This window comes from Aquamicrobium lusatiense, assembly GCF_014201615.1.
Lineage (GTDB): Bacteria > Pseudomonadota > Alphaproteobacteria > Rhizobiales > Rhizobiaceae > Mesorhizobium > Mesorhizobium lusatiense.
Map to the genome: position 1 here is coordinate 1,467,021 of NZ_JACHEU010000001.1, position 15,873 is coordinate 1,482,893.

Here is a 15,873-nt window from a genome sequence, read left to right on the forward strand (position 1 = left end):
AATGCGGCTTCACCGCATGGGGTAGCCGACAGAGCGAATATGATCAATCGGTGAGCCGTTTAACGACGTCGCCGAAAGCGCTTATCAGCCGGTTCACCTGTGCGGGTCGCGTCGCCGGCGAAACCAGCATCATGTTGTGGAAGGGCGCGATCAGCACCCCGCGGTTGACGAGCGCGACATGGAGTGCTGCTTCCAGTTCCGGCGCATGGGCGGCTTCCGCCTCACCGCCGTTTTTCAGCGGCCCGGGCGCGCAGATGAACTCGACCCGCGCGCCGAGCCGCGCCACATGCCATGGCAGGCGGTAGCGGTCGATGACGGCAGTGAGCCCGGCGTCGAGGCGGCGGGCCAGATGCTCCATATGCGCGTAGTTTTCCGCCGTCATCACCTCATCCAGCGTCGCCCGCATGGCGGCGAACTGCAGCGGATTGCCCGAAAGCGTTGTGCCCATGCCGGAATAGCCCGGTTCATGGGTGCGCCGATAGTCGGCATAGCGCGAGGCGATATCCTCGCTCATCCCCCATATGCTGGCCGGCACGCCGCCGGCCACCGGCTTGCCGAGCACGAACAGGTCCGGCCCCAGCCCGAAGGCGCGCGTGTAGCCGCCCGGGCCGGTCGAGATGGTGTGCGTCTCGTCGATCAGAAGCAGCGTGCCTGTGGCGCGGGTCAGTCGGCGCAGTGCGTCGTGAAAGCCGGGATCGGGAAGCACCATGCAAGAGTTGGTCAGGACCGGTTCGGTGATGACACAGGCCACATCCCGGTCGGCAAGCGCTGCCTCAAGGGCTGGAATATCGTTGAACTCCACGATCTTCGCGGTTCGCGTCAGGTCGCGGAATTCGCCGGCCAGCCCCTGTCGATTGATCGGCTTTCCGTTGCTTAGCCGCACCATGGTCTCGTCCACCGAGCCATGATAGCAGCCGTTGAAGACGAGGATCTTTTCGCGACCCGTCACCGCCCGCGCGATGCGCAGCGCGAAGCGGTTGGCATCGGTGGCGGTGGTGGCGATCTGCCAGAAGGGCAGGCCGAATTTCTCCTGCAGCAGCGGGCCGATGGCCAGCGCGTCTTCCGAGGGTAGCATGTAGGTGAGGCCGCGCCCCGCCTGCCGGCGGATGGCGCGCGCCACCGGCGGCGGCGAATGGCCGAACATGGACCCGGTGTCGCCGAGGCAGAAATCGTCCAGCCGGTTGCCGTCGATGTCGGTGATGGTGGCGCCGCGCGCCTGACCGACGAGTATGGGAAAGGGCGTCGGCCAGTCCTTCATCCAGTGCATGGGGACGCCATCGAGGAAACCGGCAATGCCGTTTCCGAGACTGGCGGCGGTTTTCGGCCGCGCCCTGCGAAAGACTTCCGCCTCGCTCTCACGCAGCCCTTTGATGCGCTCCTGCCCGATGCCCGCCATGTTCCGCCCATGATCAACAAACGCCGCCACTATAAGGGGGTGTTTGCGCACGGCAACCGGCCACTTTGCCGAAGCTGTGGCCCAGCGGTCCAGCCCCGCCACACTCGGCAGGGCATGTGCGGACGTGTCAGCCGGCTATGTCGATGATGCCGCAGTCTCCGGCGGCGCTGGCGAAGGCGATCCGGCGCTCGTCGCCGTCCCATGCCATGGAGGTGATCGCACCCTTGCCGCCGCGCCGCAGAAGCACTTCCTTGCCGTCGGCGAAACGGGCGGCAAGGATCATGCCATCGTCATAGCCGATGGCGGCAACGTCCTCGCTCGGGTGGCAGCTTACGCAGGTGACCGTCGAATTGCCGCGCGTGCCAAGCTCCAGCGGCGCCTTGCCCATAGGCCCGTCCTTGCCCTGAAAGGGCCAGACGATGGCCGCCGGCGCACCGGAACTGGCCAGCCAGCGCCCCTTGGGCGACCATGACAGGCTTTTGACCTTGGCCGGATAGCCGCTCATGCGCATATGTTTGCCGTCGGCCAGCTTCCAGCCGTGCAGGGCGTTCTCCTGCATGGTGGTGACGAGGAAATTCCCGTCCGGCGAGAAGGTGATGCCCGTATGGGCTCCCGCCCATTCAAGTTCGGTGGGCTTGCCTTCGGCGGCCGGGAAATGCAGCGTCGCGCCATTGTAGCGGGCAACGCCGATGCGCATGCCCTTCGGCGCGAAGGCGATGCCCTCGACCGAGCGAGGATGTGAAAATTCCTTCACCTTGCCGTCGGCAAAGCGGACGAAGGCATTGCGCCCGGAAGCATAGGCAATGGCGCCCTGCGGGCCTGCCGCAACGCTGGTGATCCACTTGCGCCCGGCTTCCGCCAATTCCTCGATCGCGCCGCCGGCCTTCACGGCGAACACCTTGCCGTCCTCGCCGCCGGTGATCAGCCGGTCGCTGGCGGCGTCGTAAAAGGCGCACAGCAGCCCGTCATTGGCCTGCGCGGTCTTGTGGCCCTCGTCGAGACGGTGAATGGAGCCGTCGGCAAGCGCGAAATGCGGCACATTTCCAAGAAAGACGGCGGCCACGCAATGGCCTTCTAGATCAAGTGGGGCGACTGTGGGCATGGGTATATCTGCTTGCCTGCTTCATGGCTGGAGATTGCGGTGCCTGTCCGTCGCGGGCTGGAACCGCTCGCCGGCCCCTGACCGCAGATGGCGGCAAATCGCGTCGGCAGCTTGATCGGCGGAAAGCCGCGTCACGTCAAGCACCAACAGATCCGGCACGTCGGGCTTCTGGATGCTGTCAGCCGTCATGAAAGTGGCGAGGACAGCGGGATCGGCCAGCTTGCGGCCCACCCGCTCCGGGCTGCGTAGCCTTCGGGAATTTTCCTCGAAACCGGCTTCGAGAACGACGGGCACCAGCGCTGCATTGCGTGCCATGGCCAGATCGATGACATGATCCCACGCTTGCCGTTCGCGTGGATCGCTGGCGCAAAGCGCATTCGTCATCACGAAGGTTTCTGCGTCCGGCCTGTCCTTCAACGCTTCGTAGGCGGCGTGCCGCACCTGTTCATAGAGAGGCCATCTGCCGGGATCGGCAAGCCCGGTGCAGCCTATGGCGACGTCATGCAAAAGATGATTGTCGACCAGCCGCGCGCCGAGCCGGTTCGCCAGAACGCGACCGATGGTGAGCTTGCCGACGCCCGGCCAGCCGTTCAGGTGAACGATCAGGCTGCCTGACAAGCCTCGAAGCTCTTCTTCAGGCGCTCCGCGTCGAGTTCGCGGCCGATGAACACCAGCCGGCTTTCATGCTTCTCGCCGTCCTTCCACGCGCGCTGGTGGTCGCCTTCGATGATCATGTGCACGCCCTGTATGACGTAGCGGTCCGGGTCGTCCCTGAAGGCGACGATGCCCTTGAGGCGCAGGATATTCGGGCCTTCGAGCTGGGTGACCTTCTCGATCCACGGGAAGAACTTCTTCGGGTCCATCTCGCCACCGCGCAGCGATACGGACTGCACCGTCACGTCATGGATCGGCGAGACGTGGTCGTGGCCGTGATGGTCGTGATGATGGTGCTCATGTCCATGATGATCATGCCCGTCATGATCGTGGTGATGATGGTCATGGTCGCAATCCGGGCCGCAGACATGATCGTGCGCTTCAAGAAAGTGCGGATCGTTCTCCAGCGCGCGTTTCAGGTCGAAGGCGCCGCGATCGAGAACTTCTGCGAGATCGACGCCGGAACGCTGGGTGCGGTGGATTTTCGCCGCCGGATTGATGGCACGCACCGTGGCTTCGACAGCGCGCAGCTCGTCTTCGGTCACGAGATCCGTCTTGTTGAGGACGATGACGTCGGCGAAGGCGATCTGGTCCTCGGCTTCCTTCGAATCCTTCAGGCGAAGCGGCAGGTGCCTGGCGTCGACCAGCGCCACGACCGCATCGAGCTTCGTCTTTGAGCGAACGTCGTCGTCCATGAAGAAGGTCTGCGCTACCGGTGCTGGGTCGGCGAGGCCGGTCGTTTCGACCACGATGGCATCGAAGCGGCCGGGCCGGCGCATCAGGCCCTCGACGACGCGGATCAGGTCGCCACGCACCGTGCAGCACACGCAGCCATTGTTCATCTCGTAGATTTCCTCATCGGATTCCACGATGAGGTCGTTATCGATGCCGATCTCGCCGAATTCGTTGACGATGACCGCATAGCGCTTGCCGTGGTTCTCCGACAGGATGCGGTTGAGCAGCGTGGTTTTGCCGGAACCGAGATAGCCGGTCAGCACGGTCACGGGGATTTGCGTCCCGGTTTCATTGACCCCGGCTTCGTTCACTTGGGTGTCGCGCGTCTGGGTGTCGCTCATGGGAACCTCGAAATGGATATGTGACCCATATAGGACGTCGCGGCCGCGATTGCACGGGGCAAAACAAAGGCTCTGTCGGACAAATCCTCCTGACGGATTGTTTGTCATCTAACTGAAATAAACATCTGCCATTAGCCGTCATACATGCTGCGAAACTTGCCGGCAAAGCTGTTTCGGGTGTGGAATTTGAAAGCGCAATTGCAAACCGTGACCTGCCGGGCCATGTTTGCGATGCTGATGCGGTCGAGAGGGAAACCATGGCCAAAGCTGACAGAACTGCAACGATGAGCCGGCTGCATTCGGCTGCGCGGCTTGCCCGCACAGCGCTTGCTGCACGACTTCTGGAGCACGGTTTCTACGCGGGGCAGGATCAGATCATGCTCGCTCTGGACCGTGAGGACGGCCAGACGCCCGGCACTCTTGCGGATCGGCTGGGCGTGCGCCCGCCAACCATCACCAAGACGATCAACCGCTTGCAGGCGCAGGGTTTTCTGGAAAAGCGCAACTCCATCTTCGATGCCCGCCAGGCTCACATTTTTCTGACAGAGGCTGGCCGTGATCTCATCGTATCGATCGAGAAGTCGGTGAAGAAGACGGAGAAGCAGGCTCTCAAAGGGCTCGACAAGAAAGAGCAGAAGACGCTGGCCAAGCTCCTGGCCCGCATCGAGGCCAACCTCACAAATGAGGAAATCGTGTTCATCGACGATGAGCCCGAAACCGAGGCCGAAACGAAACCGGATGCAAAGAATGCAGCCGCAACCGATGCCGAGCCGGCAACCGCGACCAAGGTCGAGGCCTGAGGCCAGCAGCGCTTACATTTCAGGCCAGACGCTTTGAGGCTTGCGGGCACAGGGCGACTGGCCCAAAGCTGGATGTCGAGATTACCCGTCCGGCTTTGACGTGAACAGTTCCAGTCATTCAAAAGACAGCGCAGCTCCAACTGCGGCCATTGTTTATATGGCCGCGGCCTATGTGCTGTTCACGTTTCTCGACACGTCGATCAAATATCTGGCGCTTGCCGGGGTGACGCCTCTTTTTATCGCCTGGATACGCTTTTCCAGTCATGTCGCGCTGGTCGCTGCGCTGTTCAGAGGCTGGCAGGGAACGGACCGTTTCCGAACTTCCAAGCCATTCGCGCACCTCATAAGAGGCGCGCTGCTGGCGGGCTCCACCATCTTCAACATATTGGCGCTGCGCTATCTGCAACTGGCGGAGACCACCTCGATCTACTTCTTCGGGCCGATGGTGATCACCGCGCTCGCCGGGCCGCTACTTGGCGAATGGGCCGGGTGGCGCCGCTGGCTGGCCATTGTGGTCGGCTTTATCGGCGTTCTGGTCATCACGCGCCCGGGCATAGGCGTGTTCGGCATCGGCCATGTGTTTGCGCTGTGCTCGATGCTGTCGAACTCGGTCTACATCATCATGACACGCAGCATGTCGGCCACGGAAACCGCCGAAAGCCTCATCCTCTATTCGGCACTGGCGCCGATGATCCTGCTGACGCCGACGCTCTGGTTCACGCAGTGGCCGTCGGTCGGGCTGCTGCAGTGGGGCTTGCTGCTGCTGCTCGGGCTGTTCGGCGGGCTCGGCCACTGGTGCCTCATTCAGGCCTACCGGCGCGCTACCGCGACGGCGCTCGCGCCCTATCCCTACATGCAGATGGTGTGGGTCATCGCGGCGGGATGGCTGGTCTTCGGCCAGTTCCCGGATGTCTGGACGCTTGCCGGCGCCGGCATCATCATGGCCAGTGGCTTGTACATCGTGCACCGCGAGCATCGCCTGCGGGTTCTCAACCGCGCCGTTGCGGATGCCGATGTGGCGGAGGTGGCGAAAAAGCTTTGACTCGACCCGCAGCGATGGCCTAAACGCTTTTAAAAAAATTTAAATTGTTTAGCGGGGGAGCATCAACGCTGGCTCAGAAAGTCAAGCTTTCCACCATTGCCGACGCGCTGGGCGTATCGACGGCAACGGTATCTCTTGCCCTGCGGGACAGCCCGCTGGTGGCGGGATCCACGCGCGAACGCATCAAGGAACATGCGCGCGAGATCGGTTATATCTACAACCGTCGCGCTGCGTCCCTGCGCACCTCGCGTTCGGGCATTGTCGGTGTCGTGGTGCATGACATCATGAACCCGTTCTACGCCGAGATCCTGCGTTCCATCGAGCATGAGCTGGACCGCTCGCGGCAGACTTTCCTGCTCTCCAACCACTACGACAAGCTCGACAAGCAGCGCACCTTTATCGACACCCTCCTGCAGCTGGGTGCCGATGGCGTGATCATGTCGCCGGCCATCGACACACCGGCTGCCGACATTCGCATGGCGGAGGAAAATGGCCTGCCTGCCGTCCTGATCGCGCGCGACGTCGAGGGCGCGCATGTACCGGTTTTCCGTGGAGACGATGCCTATGGCACCGCACTTGCCACCAATCACCTGATCTCGCTTGGCCACAAGCGCATTGCCATGGTCGGCGGCAACGACCAGACTTCGACCGGGCGCGACCGCTATCAGGGCTATCTCAATGCCATGCAGGCAGCAGGGCTCGAAGTGCAGCCGACATGGCGCATAGCCGGCCCGCGCACCAAGCAGGGCGGGTTTGAAGCTGCGAACCAGTTGCTCGCTCTGAAGGACAAGCCCACCGCCGCCTGCTGCTGGAACGATCTCGTCGCCATAGGCCTCATGAACGGCATTTCCCGCGCCGGGCTTACGCCGGGCGTGGACATTTCGGTTACCGGCTATGACGATCTGGAAGAGGCCGCGATCGCGACACCGGCCCTGACCACCGTGTGGAACGGCCAGCGTGAGGTGGGCCGCCGTGCCGCCAGCGCGCTGCTCGACAAGCTCAATGGCCAGACGGTGGGCCAGACCCAGGAATTGATAAGACCGGAACTGCATGTTCGCCAGTCGACCGGTCGCCCCGTGGAGCGCTGAATTCATGTCGATTTCGTCCGGGCCGGCCACTGTCCTCGTTTGCGGCAATCTGCATGGCCATGCCGTAAAACGCATCGGCGAGGCGTTCCGGCTTGTGCACATTGAGCGCGCCGACCCGTCGCTTCTGTCGCCGCAGGATATTGCTGCGGTGCGTGCTATCTCTGCCTTCGGGGGCATCGATGCGGATTTCATCGATGCGTTCCCCAATCTGGAAATCATCGCCAATTTCGGCGTCGGTTATGATTCCGTGGATGCCGTTCATGCCGGTGCGAAAGGGGTCATGGTCACCAACACGCCGGATGTTCTGACGGAAGAGGTTGCGGATCTGACCGTTGCTCTCCTGTTGTCCACCCTGCGCGAGCTGCCCGGCGCAGAGGCATGGCTGCGGCAGGGCAGGTGGGCAAAAGAGGGCTTCTACCGGCTGAGCCCTCTCAGTTTGCGCGGGCGCAGCATCGGCATTTTCGGCCTCGGCCGGATCGGGCTTGCGGTGGCCAAACGTCTGGAAGCCTTCGGCGTTACGGTCGCCTATCACAATCGCCGGCCTGTCGATGGCGTGGACTATGCTTATCATGCCACGCTGAAGGATCTTGCTGAAGCTGTCGATACGCTGATCTGCATCGCGCCCGGAGGGGCTGCGACGGAAAAGGCGATCAACGCCGAAATCCTGAAAGCGCTCGGTACCGATGGCGTTCTCATCAATACGGGCCGTGGAACGACGGTCGATGAGGATGCATTGGCGGCTGCACTTTCAGATGGCACGATCGCCGCCGCCGGGCTGGATGTGTTCGCGCATGAACCGTACGTGCCGCAGGCCCTTCTCGATGCGCCGCACACCGTTCTCCTGCCGCATGTTGCTTCGGCGTCAGTGCCGACGCGCAGGGCCATGGCCGATCTGTGCGTCGACAATCTCGTGTCGTGGTTTGGTGCGCGCAAGGCGCTGACACCGGTGCCTGAAACGGCGCATGTGAAGGCGAAGTAGCGCCAGGCGGCCGGTTTACTCGGCCGCTACGCGCGCTTCCGGCCTCGCCGCCGCGTGGAGGCGCACGGCATCGCCGAAGGCCCGGAAGATTTTTTGCGAAACGCTGTCGGACTTCACCCAGTATTCGGGATGCCACTGCACGCCGACCGCGAAGGCGCGGGCCCCTTTCACGGACACGGCCTCGACCGTTCCATCTTCGGCCACGGCCTCGACCTGAAGGTTTTCGCCCAGACGGTCGGCTGCCTGCCGGTGAACGGAATTTACTTCGATGTCGCCGGCTCCAAAGACACCGGCAAGGCAGGTTCCCGGCCGGATGCTGACCTTCTGGCGGATGGCGAATCGCTTGTCCTGATCGTCGCTCGCCGGCGCCCGGTGATCGAGCGAACCCTCGCGTTCCTGAATTTCGCTGGCGAGGGTGCCGCCAAGCGCCACATTCAGCTCCTGTATGCCGCGGCAGATGGCGAGCAGCGGGACGCCGCGCCCGATGGCCTTGCGGATAAGGGGAAGGGTGGTCGAGTCGCGCGCTGAATCGTAGGGGCCGTTTTCCTCGCTGGCATCACCGCCATAAAGCGAGGGATGAACGTTCGATTTCGAGCCCGTAAGCATGACGCCATCGACCCGCGACAGCAGCGCATCCAGATCGAGCCGATCGCCGAAAGAGGGGACCAGCACGGGCAGGGCGCCGGCGCCGGTGATCACCGCTTCCAGATATTGCTGGGGCGCGGCATGCCAAGTGTAATTCTCAAACTGCCTGACGTCCGTGGAGACGGCAACGAGCGGCTGCGCCATGATGTGTGAATCCGGTAAGTTTCAGGAACTGTGCTTCGGGCAGGATTTATCATGAACTTCATGCCGCTGTGAAGGAGACAAGGTTGACGTCAGGTCCGGATGCTATTGCGCCCTGGGTGGGGATAGATGCATCCTGTCTTGAAATGATTTGAACCGGGGATATGAGAGCGACGTCGGATAAGTCCGCCACCTCCCCGTTTCTAAAAGTTTTTTTAATGCGAATGTGTCATCATCTTCGCATGGGGTGAGTGCCGAATGTGACCGCGATCAAGCGAAAAGAGCTGCCTGACGACGTCTACATTCCGTTCGTGGAGACGCTTTTCCGCGACGGCTTCACGCTTGCTATAGGCATTTCCGCACAGACGGCCCTCATGTGCATCGTGGGCGCGAAAACCGGAAATCCCTCCTATCTGGTTCTGGCTGCTGTTCTGGTGCTTGTCGGTATCGTGCGCGTCATGAACATGCGCCGCTTCTCGGCCCTGCCGCCCATCGAGACGCGTCAGGAAGCATATCGCCGCGAAACCCGCTACATCATCTACGGGGCCATGCATGGTCTCGTTCTCGGCACTTTCTGCCTTACCGCGATCTATACCGCACAGGATGAGTTCGCCGAGATTGCCGCGGTCTGTATCGTGCTGGCCACGGCGACAGGCATTGCCGGCCGGAACTACGGATCGCCGAGGATGGTCAACATCCTGATCCTGACGCTGGCCTGCCCGATGGCTCTGGGCTTCATCCTGCGTGGGGACTTCTACCATGTTGCGCTGGGGTTGCTCTCCGCGCCCTTCCTGCTGGCGATCCATCGCTATGCAGATACGGTGCGGGACGTGCTGTTCACGGCGATCTCGGCTGAAAAGCTCGCCAACCGGCTGGCTCAGCGTTTCAACCGGGCGCTCAACACCATGCCGCACGGGCTCATCATGCTGGACCCTGACGGAAAGGTTGTGGTGGCGAACGCCGAGGCGGCCCGTTTGCTCTCGATCCATTCGCCTGACGATCTGCTGGGACGTTCGGTCCATTCGCTTCTGATGCGTGGCGTGGTCAGCGGCATGCTGACCCGCAAGGACTGCCAGCTTGTCGAAACACAGCTGACAAAGGCGCTGCGGGAGGGTCGCGATCGCAAGGTTCTGGTGGGTTTTGCAAATGGCCAGCACTACGAGTTTTCGGCCCGCGAAGGCAGCCAGGAACTCGGCGTCATCACATTCGAGGACGTGACCGCCCGCGTCGAGGCGGAGGAGCGCATCCGCTTCATGGCCCGATACGACAGCCTGACCGGGCTGGTGAACCGGGCCTATTTTCATGAACTGGTCGAGGAAAGCCTCAGCACGGGCGATCAGAAACGCTACTGCGCCATCGCAACCATCGATCTGGACGATTTCAAGAGCGTCAACGATACCGTTGGCCATCCCGTGGGTGACGGTCTCATCTATGCCGTGGCGGAGCGGCTTGCGGAGTTTGCCGCACCGGGCATCCAGATAAGCCGTTTCGGTGGCGACGAGTTCATTCTCTTCTTCGACAGGGTGGAGAGCGAAAGCCAGTTCACCCGCATGATGGACGAGATTTTTGCCGGACTGAAAGGCGAAGTGGATGTCGCCGGCCATGTGCTGCGCATTCAGGTGAGCGCCGGTGCGGTGCTGTCGCGTGTTGAGTTCAGCGAGGTTGACGAAATGATCGTCAAGGCCGACCTCGCGCTCTACAAGGCCAAGGAACTGGGCAAGAATGGCTGGCAGCTGTTCGAATCGTCGATGGATGCGGCGTTCCGCGACCGCCAGAGAATGAAGGCGGATCTGCGCGCGGCCGTCGAGGCGGGCACGTTGCGCGTCGTCTATCAGCCGATCGTGACCATGGCGACCATGCGCATTTCCGGCTGCGAGGCCCTGTGCCGGTGGGACCATCCAGCGCTGGGCCCGGTGTCGCCGGGCGTCTTCATTCCGCTGGCTGAGGAAATGGGCATCATCTCCCAGATCAGCACCTTCATGCTGAATGCCGCCTGTGCGGAATGCATGAAATGGCCTGAGCATACCAATGTCTCGGTCAACCTCTCCGCCAAGGACTTCCGCAACAGCGACGTCATACAGAAGGTGCGCAATGCGCTGGAAGCTTCCGGCCTGCCGCCGCACCGGCTTGAAGTCGAGGTGACGGAAACGGCGCTTCTGGACGACAAATCCGAGACGCGCCAGCTTCTGCAGGAACTGAAATCGCTGGGCGTAAGGATTGCTCTGGACGATTTCGGCACCGGGTATTCCAGCCTCAGCTACCTGCACAAGCTGCCGCTGGACAAGGTCAAGATCGACCGCTCCTTTCTGTCCGACGTGACGCAGAATCCGCGGTCGCTCGAACTGCTCAAGGGCATCGTGGCCCTGTCGCGGTCGCTGGGGCTTGCCGTGACCATTGAAGGCGTCGAGACCTTCGAGCAGTTGCGCATTCTGTCGCGACAGGTCGAGCCTGAGCTGGTGCAGGGTTTCCTGTTCGGTGCGGCCCTCAGCGCATCCGGCATCGAAACCATGTCGACGGCGCGCTGGCCATTCGCGCACGACGAGCTGGTGGCTTCGGGCGCAACCCGCAAATAGCAGATCCGCCTTGGCCTGGCGCAGCCTCCGGCTGCTTCCCTTGCACTGCGATGTCGTTTTATTAAGGTTAATTCCGGGTAAAACAGGATTTCTTTAATTAAAACTTTACTGATGTGTTCCAACCCTTACCGTGCTTTGAGAGCGGCATGACAGAGGGTAAGCCGATGGTGACCCGGCAGTTGAAGCTGGATGCGGACGCGGAACAGCTAAAGCCGGGCTTATCCAGCTCGGGCTTCGCCAACAAGGTATTCGAACTGCTCGACCGGTCCGAATATCGCCGCTGCGACAAGGGCGAGGATCTGGAAGACATATACCGGCTGCGCTACAAGGCCTACCGGTTCAACGACATGGTTCCGGACGCGGATCGGCGCACGATCATCGATGAACTGGACGATGCTCCGAACGTCTATCGGTTCGGTGTCTATGTGGACCAGAATCTGGTTTCCACCATGCGCATCCATCACGTCACGCTCGAAACGCCGATATCGCCCTCTGTTCAGGCCTTCGGGGACATCGTGCGCCCCATGCTGGAAGCCGGCGACACCTTCGTGTGCATGAGCCGTTTTGCCTCCGATCCGGAACTGGCACGCGCATATCCGCATCTGATCTACGTGACGCTGCGGCTGGCGGGCATGGCCTGCATCTATTTCAATGCGCCATACGGGCTTTCCACGGTGCGGGAAGACCATGCCGGCTTCTATCGGCGCATCTACAATTCGGAACAGATCAGCGAGCCGCGCGGCTATCCAGGCGTGTTCAACAAGGTGGTGTTGTTCCGCACGAACGCCATCGAGAACCGCGAGCGCTACTATGCGCGCTTCCCCTTCTTCCGCTCGACCGAAACCGAGCGTCGCCTGCTGTTCGGCAAGGTGGGGGCAGGGGAGTTGCAGCCGCTGACCATCCTGCCCAGCGCCCGATATCTGCACCACGCCGCGTGATTCCGGGCCGCATGATCCCGGATCGTCTGGCCTGAAGCAGGTCGTCCGGAAGCGGAGCCGTTTTACCGGCTCCCCTGATAGGCGATGCGCCACAGCGTGCCGCTGCCGTCCTCGCTGACGATCAGGGCGCCGTCGCGGGCAATCGCGACCCCGACCGGCCGTCCCCACACGGAGCCGTCGGAGAGGACGAAGCCGGTCATGAAGTCCTCATAGGCACCCGTCGGCCGGCCATTGTCAAACAGCAGGCGCACCACCTTGTAGCCCGTTATCAGGCCCCGGTTCCATGAGCCGTGCAGGGCAACGAAGGCATCTCCGCGATAGGCGGCAGGGAACTGGTCGCCTTCGTAGAAGGCGATGCCGAGCGGCGCGGAATGCGCCTGGATCAGCACGTCCGGCACCGTCACCTTGTCGGCGAGGTCGGGCCTTGAGCCGGCATGGCGCGGGTCCTCGTGATCGCCGATATAGTACCACGGCCAGCCGTAGAATGCGCCTTCGCTTACGCTTGTCGCATAGTCGAAGGGCAGGTTATCGCCCAGGCCGTCGCGCTCGTTGACGGCACACCACAACGCGTTCGTGGCCGGCTGCAATGCCAGTCCCGAACAATTGCGCAGTCCCGTCGCAGCGATTCGCTGGTTCGCGCCATCCGCGTCGAAGGCGAGCACCGTGGCGCGGTCGGTTTCGGAACCCCAGCCTGCGCCGATCGGCTGCGCGCTTCGCCATGCGTCCAGCCCTCCGGGCGCCTCGCCCATGCCGGAGGCGACATTCGATTGCGAGCCGACCGAGACGTAGAGCGTTTCGCCGTCCGCGGAGAAGGCGAGGTCGCGGGTCCAGTGGCCTCCGGAAGGAAGCTCGGCAACGATGACCTCGGGTTCGGAAGAGGCTTCGAGGTCGCCGCTTTTGTAAGGGAAGCGAACGACGCTGTCGGTGTTGGCGACATAAACCCATTGCGGATCGGCGGCGGGATGAAAGGCGATGCCGTAGGGCTGGTTCAGCCCGCCGGCAAAGACGGAGTTTTGCACAGGCTTCGCGCTGCCGTCTTCAAGACGGTAGACCGACACCTGATCGGCGCCGGATTCGGCAACGAATATGTCGCCATTCGGGGCCACGCGCACGATACGCGGCCCGCCGAGGCCGGAAGCGATCATGTGTGCGGAAAAGCCCTTTGGCAGTTGGGGGCTGACATTTTCCGGCGGGCTGACCCGCCGCGCGCTGTTGGAGGTGGACTCTGTCGCAAAGGGAGCGGGAAGGTCCTGCGGCGTGAAATGCCGCCGAATGCCCGGCCTGTCGTCCCGCCAGCCGCCGAACGCCGCTTCGCCGGTCAGCGTCGCGCCGGTTTCCTGCGCCACCGCGGCAGTACCCGCCAGCAGGACCGAAGCCGCCGCGACCCGTTTCATGAGGTGGATCATGCCGTCCTCCTTCCGCTGTCGGCCCGTCAGGCGGCACTTTAGGAAAGCGGGCGCGGCGATGCATCACACGAGGACGTGATGTGGCGCGCCTTTTTCAGCGCAGCATCCGCGACACGAGCTGTGCGGTGTAGTCGACCATCGGCACGATGCGGGCATAGTTGAGCCGCGTCGGGCCGATGACGCCGAGCGCGCCCACCACGCGCGCTTCTGCGTCGCGATAGGGCGCCACCACCAGCGACGATCCTGACAGCGAGAACAGCTTGTTCTCCGAGCCGATGAAGATGCGCACGCCGGGTCCCTCTTCGGCGAGGTTGAGCAATTGCAGCAGGCCGTCCTGCGTCTCAAGGTCGTCGAACAGGTTCTTGAGCAGTTCCATGTCCGCCTGCGCGGTGATGTTTTCCAGAAGATTCGCCCGGCCGCGCACGATCAGCCGCGCCGGCAGGTCGCTTTCGGCTCCCGCCCACACCGCCAGCCCCTTTTCCACCAGCGCTTGTGACAGCGAATCGAGGGCCGCGCGCGTTTCTTCCTTGATGCGCGAGATTTCAGTGCGCGCCTCGGCCAGCGTGCGCCCGCGGATGTGGGCGTTGAGGAAGTTGGAAGCCTCGTGCAGTTGCGAGACGGTGACGCCCGCCGGCAGGTCGATGATGCGGTTTTCCACATCGCCGTTCTGCGAGACCAGCACGGTCAGCGCCTTTGTCGGCTCAAGCTGGATGAACTCGATGTGCTTGAGCGCCGCCTCGCTCTTGGCCGCCAGCACGACGCCTGCCCCGCGCGACATGCCGGACAGGAGCTGGCTCGCCTCCGTCAGCATGTGTTCGAGAGAAGTGTCGTTGCCCGAAGCCTTGATCTGTGTCTCGATGCTGCGCCGTTCCTCGTCGCCGAGGTCGCCGATCTCCATGAAGGCATCGACGAAGAAGCGCAGGCCCGCCTGCGTCGGCAGGCGCCCGGCCGAGACATGCGGCGCGTAGATCAGGCCCAGATGCTCCAGATCGCTCATCACGTTGCGGATCGTGGCCGGCGACAATGTCGAGGGCAGAATGCGCGACAGGCTGCGCGAACCCACCGGCTCGCCGTCCTTCAGGTAGGAATCGACGAGACGCCGGAAGATCTCGCGCGAGCGCGTATCCAGCGACTGCCACTGCGATGCGGGAACCGGCGGTGTCGGGGCTGAACTGTGCTTTGTCATGTCGTACCTCTATACAAAGGATATAGACGCGGCGGGCGCCAGTGCAAGCAAGCCGTTTTCCTTTGCGCAAGCAGCCGTGGAGGGCTACAAGCCCGCAAAATCACAGGATTGGAAAGACACGACATGCGCCCCTCCAAACGCCAGCCAGACGAAATGCGCGCCATCTCCTTCGAGCGCGGCTTTTCAAAGCACGCCGAAGGCTCCTGCCTCGTGAAATTTGGCGATACCCACGTTCTGTGCACCGCAAGCCTCGAAGAGCGGGTGCCAGGCTGGATGCGCAATTCCGGCAAGGGCTGGGTGACGGCCGAATATGGCATGCTGCCGCGTTCGACCGGCGAGCGCATGCGCCGCGAGGCTTCTGCCGGCAAGCAGGGCGGGCGCACGCAGGAAATCCAGCGTCTCATCGGCCGGTCGCTGCGCGCCGTCGTCGACATGCAGGCGCTGGGCGAGCAGCAGATCACCATCGACTGCGATGTGCTTCAGGCCGATGGCGGCACGCGCACGGCCTCGATCACCGGCGCATGGATCGCCCTCCACGATTGCCTGCGCTGGATGGAAGCGCGCCAGATGGTGAATGTGCAGCGGGTGCTGAAGGATCACGTCGCCGCCATCTCCTGCGGCATCCATGATGGCCAGCCGGTCATCGACCTCGATTATCTGGAGGATTCCGCCGCCGGCACCGATGCCAATTTCGTCATGACCGGCAAGGGCGGCATCGTCGAGATCCAGGGCACCGCCGAGGGCGAGCCCTTCACCGACGCGCAGTTCGCCGAGCTGATGGGACTTGCCCGCAACGGCATCGCCCGGCTGGTCGAGTTGCAGAAGCTGGCCGTCGCCTGAAAGCTCT

The 15,873-nt window shown here is 62.8% G+C and carries 14 protein-coding genes; 7 read left to right on the forward strand and 7 right to left on the reverse strand.

Annotation, left to right across the window (positions count from 1 at the left end; translation table 11 throughout):
- Positions 1–43: 43 nt before the first annotated feature.
- The 4 genes from HNR59_RS07005 to HNR59_RS07020 form a co-directional block, all read right to left on the reverse strand.
- Entirely contained in the window at positions 44–1,396 is a 1,353-nt protein-coding gene (locus tag HNR59_RS07005) for an aspartate aminotransferase family protein (RefSeq protein ID WP_183827821.1), read from the reverse strand.
- Positions 1,397–1,523: 127 nt separating this feature from the next.
- On the reverse strand, positions 1,524–2,498 hold the full coding sequence (locus tag HNR59_RS07010; protein WP_183827825.1) for a WD40 repeat domain-containing protein: 975 nt from the start codon (positions 2,496–2,498) through the stop codon (positions 1,524–1,526).
- Between the two features lie 21 nt (positions 2,499–2,519).
- Entirely contained in the window at positions 2,520–3,116 is a 597-nt protein-coding gene (locus HNR59_RS07015) for a DEAD/DEAH box helicase family protein (RefSeq protein WP_183827828.1), read from the reverse strand.
- A complete protein-coding gene (locus tag HNR59_RS07020; RefSeq protein WP_183827831.1) occupies positions 3,101–4,228 on the reverse strand; it encodes a CobW family GTP-binding protein in 1,128 nt (375 codons plus the stop codon). Before HNR59_RS07020 ends, HNR59_RS07015 begins: the two co-directional genes overlap by 16 nt.
- 257 nt (positions 4,229–4,485) lie before the next feature.
- Here HNR59_RS07020 and HNR59_RS07025 point away from each other — a divergent pair, with 257 nt between their 5' ends.
- The 4 genes from HNR59_RS07025 (at position 4,486) to HNR59_RS07040 (ending at position 8,137) form a co-directional block, all read left to right on the forward strand.
- Positions 4,486–5,028 (forward strand): MarR family winged helix-turn-helix transcriptional regulator, encoded by a 543-nt coding sequence (locus tag HNR59_RS07025; protein ID WP_183827834.1) that lies wholly within the window; start codon positions 4,486–4,488, stop codon positions 5,026–5,028.
- Positions 5,029–5,185: 157 nt separating this feature from the next.
- Entirely contained in the window at positions 5,186–6,070 is an 885-nt protein-coding gene (locus tag HNR59_RS07030) for a DMT family transporter (RefSeq protein ID WP_183827836.1), read from the forward strand.
- A gap of 68 nt (positions 6,071–6,138) precedes the next feature.
- Positions 6,139–7,158 carry a LacI family DNA-binding transcriptional regulator gene (locus tag HNR59_RS07035; RefSeq protein WP_183831415.1) on the forward strand — a complete coding sequence of 340 codons (1,020 nt, stop codon included), beginning with the start codon at positions 6,139–6,141 and terminating at the stop codon, positions 7,156–7,158.
- A 4-nt stretch (positions 7,159–7,162) separates the two neighbouring features.
- On the forward strand, positions 7,163–8,137 hold the full coding sequence (locus HNR59_RS07040) for a 2-hydroxyacid dehydrogenase (protein ID WP_183827839.1): 975 nt from the start codon (positions 7,163–7,165) through the stop codon (positions 8,135–8,137).
- Positions 8,138–8,152: 15 nt separating this feature from the next.
- Here HNR59_RS07040 and HNR59_RS07045 read toward each other — a convergent pair whose 3' ends face one another.
- Positions 8,153–8,926 (reverse strand): gamma-glutamyl-gamma-aminobutyrate hydrolase family protein, encoded by a 774-nt coding sequence (locus HNR59_RS07045; RefSeq protein WP_183827842.1) that lies wholly within the window; start codon positions 8,924–8,926, stop codon positions 8,153–8,155.
- Between the two features lie 257 nt (positions 8,927–9,183).
- On the opposite strand from HNR59_RS07045, the gene HNR59_RS07050 reads away from it, so the two are divergent.
- Positions 9,184–11,496 carry a putative bifunctional diguanylate cyclase/phosphodiesterase gene (locus tag HNR59_RS07050; RefSeq protein ID WP_183827844.1) on the forward strand — a complete coding sequence of 771 codons (2,313 nt, stop codon included), beginning with the start codon at positions 9,184–9,186 and terminating at the stop codon, positions 11,494–11,496.
- Positions 11,497–11,642: 146 nt separating this feature from the next.
- Positions 11,643–12,434, forward strand: a complete 792-nt coding sequence (locus tag HNR59_RS07055; RefSeq protein WP_246374522.1) for an N-acyl amino acid synthase FeeM domain-containing protein — start codon at positions 11,643–11,645, stop codon at positions 12,432–12,434.
- 62 nt (positions 12,435–12,496) lie between these two features.
- Here HNR59_RS07055 and HNR59_RS07060 read toward each other — a convergent pair whose 3' ends face one another.
- Both HNR59_RS07060 and hrcA read right to left on the reverse strand, forming a co-directional pair.
- A complete protein-coding gene (locus tag HNR59_RS07060; protein WP_246374523.1) occupies positions 12,497–13,840 on the reverse strand; it encodes a PQQ-dependent sugar dehydrogenase in 1,344 nt (447 codons plus the stop codon).
- Positions 13,841–13,934: 94 nt separating this feature from the next.
- Complete coding sequence (gene hrcA / locus HNR59_RS07065; protein ID WP_183827847.1) at positions 13,935–15,026, reverse strand: heat-inducible transcriptional repressor HrcA; 1,092 nt, start codon at positions 15,024–15,026, stop codon at positions 13,935–13,937.
- A 123-nt stretch (positions 15,027–15,149) separates the two neighbouring features.
- Between hrcA and rph the strand changes: the two genes are divergently transcribed.
- Entirely contained in the window at positions 15,150–15,866 is a 717-nt protein-coding gene (gene rph, locus HNR59_RS07070; RefSeq protein WP_183827851.1) for a ribonuclease PH, read from the forward strand.
- Positions 15,867–15,873 lie beyond the last annotated feature (7 nt).

Excerpts from the sequence above, each read along its gene's own strand:
- HNR59_RS07045 (WP_183827842.1), bottom strand. The coding sequence starts at position 8,926 with ATGGCGCAGCCGCTCGTTGCCGTCTCCACGGACGTCAGGCAGTTTGAG.
- HNR59_RS07020 (WP_183827831.1), bottom strand. The coding sequence starts at position 4,228 with ATGAGCGACACCCAGACGCGCGACACCCAAGTGAACGAAGCCGGGGTC.
- HNR59_RS07030 (WP_183827836.1), top strand. The coding sequence starts at position 5,186 with ATGGCCGCGGCCTATGTGCTGTTCACGTTTCTCGACACGTCGATCAAA.
- rph (WP_183827851.1), top strand. The coding sequence starts at position 15,150 with ATGCGCCCCTCCAAACGCCAGCCAGACGAAATGCGCGCCATCTCCTTC.
- HNR59_RS07040 (WP_183827839.1), top strand. The coding sequence starts at position 7,163 with ATGTCGATTTCGTCCGGGCCGGCCACTGTCCTCGTTTGCGGCAATCTG.
- hrcA (WP_183827847.1), bottom strand. The coding sequence starts at position 15,026 with ATGACAAAGCACAGTTCAGCCCCGACACCGCCGGTTCCCGCATCGCAG.
- HNR59_RS07060 (WP_246374523.1), bottom strand. The coding sequence starts at position 13,840 with ATGATCCACCTCATGAAACGGGTCGCGGCGGCTTCGGTCCTGCTGGCG.
- HNR59_RS07010 (WP_183827825.1), bottom strand. The coding sequence starts at position 2,498 with ATGCCCACAGTCGCCCCACTTGATCTAGAAGGCCATTGCGTGGCCGCC.
- HNR59_RS07025 (WP_183827834.1), top strand. The coding sequence starts at position 4,486 with ATGGCCAAAGCTGACAGAACTGCAACGATGAGCCGGCTGCATTCGGCT.
- HNR59_RS07005 (WP_183827821.1), bottom strand. The coding sequence starts at position 1,396 with ATGGCGGGCATCGGGCAGGAGCGCATCAAAGGGCTGCGTGAGAGCGAG.
- HNR59_RS07055 (WP_246374522.1), top strand. The coding sequence starts at position 11,643 with ATGACAGAGGGTAAGCCGATGGTGACCCGGCAGTTGAAGCTGGATGCG.